Source organism: Gordonia sp. i37 (assembly GCF_002043085.1).
GTDB lineage: Bacteria > Actinomycetota > Actinomycetes > Mycobacteriales > Mycobacteriaceae > Gordonia > Gordonia polyisoprenivorans.
The window spans coordinates 1-4,305 of the sequence record NZ_MVPX01000188.1; the positions used below are offsets into that span (position 1 = coordinate 1).

General features: G+C 67.8%; 4 protein-coding genes. 1 reads left to right on the top strand and 3 read right to left on the bottom strand.

The window, feature by feature from the left end:
• Positions 1-376 precede the first annotated feature (376 nt).
• Complete coding sequence (locus B1964_RS09040; RefSeq protein ID WP_079929549.1) at positions 377-1,828, bottom strand: RNA polymerase sigma factor; 1,452 nt, start codon at positions 1,826-1,828, stop codon at positions 377-379.
• A gap of 165 nt (positions 1,829-1,993) precedes the next feature.
• The gene (gene ppgK / locus B1964_RS09045) at positions 1,994-2,827 is read right to left on the bottom strand and encodes a polyphosphate--glucose phosphotransferase (RefSeq protein ID WP_079929550.1); all 834 of its coding nucleotides are present in this window, start codon (positions 2,825-2,827) and stop codon (positions 1,994-1,996) included.
• A 185-nt stretch (positions 2,828-3,012) separates the two neighbouring features.
• Here ppgK and B1964_RS09050 point away from each other — a divergent pair, with 185 nt between their 5' ends.
• Positions 3,013-3,951, top strand: a complete 939-nt coding sequence (locus B1964_RS09050) for an inositol monophosphatase family protein (protein WP_079929551.1) — start codon at positions 3,013-3,015, stop codon at positions 3,949-3,951.
• Positions 3,952-3,977: 26 nt separating this feature from the next.
• Here the strand turns inward: B1964_RS09050 and cei are convergent.
• The coding region (gene cei / locus B1964_RS09055) for an envelope integrity protein Cei (protein ID WP_139765678.1) at positions 3,978-4,305 on the bottom strand (328 nt) is incomplete at its 5' end.

Consider the following 4,305-nt stretch of genomic DNA (forward strand, 5'->3'; position numbering starts at 1 on the left):
GCCCATGCCGAGACTGCCGTCGACCAGTTGGGCGGCAAAGCCGACGAGGCCGATGAGGACGATGGTGCGCATCAGGAGAAGTCTTTCGATGGAGGGATCGGGGTGTCGAATCAGACGGCAGAGTGCCCGACCGGACACAGCATCGACGCGACCCGCACCAGGTCGACGACACGGCGACGCACCAGAGGCGTTCCGGGTACATCGCGCGAAAGCGGCATGTCCGACATCGTAGGGGTGCTGCCGTCACCCCCTCGCATCCGCGAGTGCGTCCCGATCAGCGGGCCCGAAACCCTTGACAGAGCTGAGGAATCGGGGCCCAGACGCCGACTGCCCCGGCCGTCGGGCCGGGGCAGCAGGTGGATCGTGAGGGTGTCGGTCAGTCCAGGTAGTCGCGCAGGACCTGGGAGCGGCTGGGGTGGCGCAGTTTCGACATCGTCTTCGACTCGATCTGGCGGATGCGTTCGCGCGTGACGCCGTACACCTGGCCGATCTCGTCGAGAGTGCGCGGCTGGCCGTCGGTGAGGCCGAAACGCAGGCGGACCACGCCGGCCTCGCGCTCCGAGAGCGTCTCGAGGACCGATTGCAGCTGGTCCTGCAGCAGGGTGAAGCTCACCGCATCGACCGCGACGACGGCCTCGGAGTCCTCGATGAAGTCGCCGAGTTGCGAGTCACCTTCATCGCCGATGGTCTGGTCCAGCGAGATCGGCTCACGCGCGTACTGCTGGATCTCCAGAACCTTCTCCGGCGTGATGTCCATTTCCTTGGCCAGTTCCTCCGGCGTGGGCTCACGGCCCAGGTCCTGGAGCAACTCGCGCTGGATGCGACCGAGTTTGTTGATGACCTCGACCATGTGCACCGGGATGCGGATGGTGCGGGCCTGATCAGCCATGGCGCGGGTGATCGCCTGCCGGATCCACCAGGTGGCGTAGGTCGAGAACTTGTAACCCTTGGTGTAGTCGAACTTCTCGACGGCACGGATGAGGCCCAGGTTGCCTTCCTGGATCAGGTCCAGGAAGGCCATACCGCGACCGGTGTAGCGCTTGGCCAGCGACACAACCAGACGCAGGTTCGCCTCGAGAAGATGATTCTTCGCGCGGTTGCCGTCGCGTGAGATCCAGTTGAGATCGCGCTTCTGTGCGGTGCTGATCTTCTCGCCGGACTCCATGATCCGGCGCAGTCGCTCGGTCGCGAACAGTCCGGCCTCGATGCGCTTGGCGAGTTCGACCTCCTCCTCGGCGTTGAGCAGGGCGACCTTGCCGATCTGCTTGAGGTAGGCGCGCACCGAGTCGGCCGACGCGGTGAGTTCGGCGTCCTTGCGGGCCTGGCGCAGGGCTTCGGATTCCTCTTCGTCCCAGACGAAGTCGCCGGCGGTCTTGGTGTCGTCGGAGGACTTGGTGGCCGCAGCAGTGGCGGGTTTGGCCGCCGCGGGAGCGGCGGGGGTGGCTTCGGACTCCTCGTCGTCCTCGTCGTCGGCGGAGTCCTCGGCGTCTTCCTCGTCGTCGTCGGCGGTCAGATCGTCGGCGTCGATCTCGACGTCGTCGAGTACGGCGTCGGGGCCATCGAGTTCTTCGATCGAGGTGGGCTCGGTATCGGTGTCGTCGGGGGAGTCCGCGTCACCGGCGGCCTTCGGGGCGACCTTCTTCGCGGCGGTCTTGCGGGCAGGAGCCTTCTTGGCGGTCTTGCGAGCGGTGGCCTTCTTGGCCGCCTTCTTGGCGGTCTTCTTCGCGGGTGCCTTGTCAGCCGTGGGAGCGGTCGACGTCGTCGGGTCGGAGACCGTGGTCGGGTCGGAGACCTCTGCGTCGTTCTGGCGGGTCTGGGTGGCTGCCACGTACAACCTTTCGGATGCGAATCTTGACTGTCCTCGCGGCAGCGTCGGCCGTCGCGGATGAGGGCTTGGTGCGGCGCACATGGCACCGGTGCGGACCATTGTAACGACACCACCCCCACCGATGTGACAAAGGCCAGGTCAACGGCAGTGTTGGAAGGTCACGATCTACACGCGGAGGCCCTGATCGACGGCCATGGCCGCCCCGACGATGCCCGCGGTGTTGAGCAGGGCCGCGGCCTCGACGGGGGTGGAGTTGGTCAGCAGCGGAATCCATTTCGCCGACTTGCGACTGATCCCGCCACCGACGATGAACAGTCGCGGCCAGAACAGCGCCTCATAGGTTTTGAGGACCTCGGAGACCTTCTCGGTCCACTTCTCATACGACCATCCCTTGTCTTCCTTGACCTTCGACGACGCCTGGTGCTCGGCCTCCTTCTTGCCCACCTGGAGGTGGCCGAGTTCGGTGTTGGGCACCAGTGTTCCGTCGTTGAGGATCGCCGAGCCGATACCGGTTCCGAAGGTCAGCAGCATCACGACGCCATTGACGCCCTTGCCCGCCCCGTAGGCGTCCTCGGCCATACCGGCGGCATCGGCGTCATTGAGGACCGAGACCTTCCGGCCGTCGAGATTCTTGCTGAACAGTTCGTAGACGTCGGTGCCGATCCAGCCCTTGTCGATGTTGGCCGCGGTGCGCATGATCCCGCCGGTGATGACCCCCGGCAGGGTGATGCCGACCGGTCCCTGCCAGTCGAAGTGCGCGACGACCTCGGCGACCCCGCCGGCGACCGCGTCGGGGGTGGCCGGCTGCGGGGTGAGCACCTTGAACCGTTCACCTATCAGGGCACCCGTGTCGAGATCGACGATGCCGCCCTTGATACCGGAGCCGCCGACGTCCACGCCGAAGGCGAGATTGGTTGCCGTCGAAGTCTTTTCGTCCGAAGCCCGATCTCCTTCGCGTGCGGAGGCGGTGGGGGAGCCGGGCGTGCCGGACTCGGTCATGGCGGGTCCTCTCGATACGGATCGATGGTGATCGGGTATGACGCGTCTCCAGGCTATCCAGGCGGGCATCGTGGTGCAGCGAGGATGGCCAATCCGTCCCGGGAGGTGTCGGTCAGTGCGGTGAGCCCCGTCTCACCGGATGCCCGAACGCCCGCTCGCGGCGCCGGATGTGCTCACATGGACAGGTGGAGCAACGAGGCAGTGATCCCGTCGGCCGGAACGTCGCATCCGAGGGCGTGCCGTCGGCGAATGTGACAGTCGAGAGTCCTGCCGCGCTGGCCGAGCTCGCCGTCGAGATCGCGGAGGCCGCGGCCGACCATGTTCGTCGCCGACGTCCGGAACTCTTCGGCGGTCCGGGTCCTCAGGCCGCCGCCGACGGCATCGAGGCGGTGACCACCAAGTCGACGCCGACCGACCCGGTCACCTTGGCGGACACCGAAACCGAGCAACTGATTCGGGATCGCCTCCGCACGGCCCGACCGGCCGACGAAATCCTGGGCGAGGAGTCCGGCGGCGCCGTCGATGTGCCGACCGGGGTGCGCTGGGTCGTCGATCCCATCGACGGGACCGTCAACTTCATGTACGGCATCCCGGCCTATGCGGTGTCGGTGGCCGCGCAGGTCGACGGTCGTTCGGTGGCGGGCGCGGTGGTCGACGTCGCGCGGGCGGTCACCTATCACGCGGCCGAGGGCGGCGGCGCGTTCCTGCGCGCCGGCGGTGAGACGGTGCCGTTGCGCTGCAACGGCATCGAGCGGGTCGAGCTCGCCCTCGTCGCCACCGGATTCGGATACGACGCGGAGCGCCGGCGGGAGCAGGGGGCGATCGTGGCGCAATTGCTGCCCCGGGTACGCGACCTCCGTCGCATCGGCGCGGCGGCACTCGATCTGTGCATGGTCGCCAGCGGGGCGGTCGATGCCCACATCGAGCACGGGCTCAGCCCCTGGGATTGGGCGGCGGGCGGATTGATCGCCGCCGAGGCCGGAGCGGTCGTCCATCTGCCACCGGCCGATTCGCGGTCCTGCGACGGCCACGCGACGATCGCGGTGGCTCCCGGGATCGCCGACGACTTCGTCGCGCTGCTCGAGGATCTCGGTGCGCGTCGGGCACTTCCGGCTCGCGACTGACGCTCCCCTCCGACCGCGGGCGTCGTTCAGCAGGGTTGGGCGTGCACCGCTTTCACCAGCCCCGGATCAACTCCGGCCTGCGGGTTCTTGGGGTCGGCCGAACGCAGCGCCTCGAGTGCGGCCTGCGCGTCCTGTGACTGCTCGCGCGGCTTGTAGTACTCACCGAGTGCGACGTCGACGTCGGTACCCCGGCGGCCGTCGTTGATCAGCTGGGCGCACGGGATCGCCAGCCACACCGACGCGGCGGCGGCCTGTCCGGCGGGGCCGAACCGGATCTGGGCGACGCAGTCCAGGTCGTGATTCGGGTAGATCGGGTCGTCACCGAACGCGGTGTCGCTGGCCGGGGTGAACCCC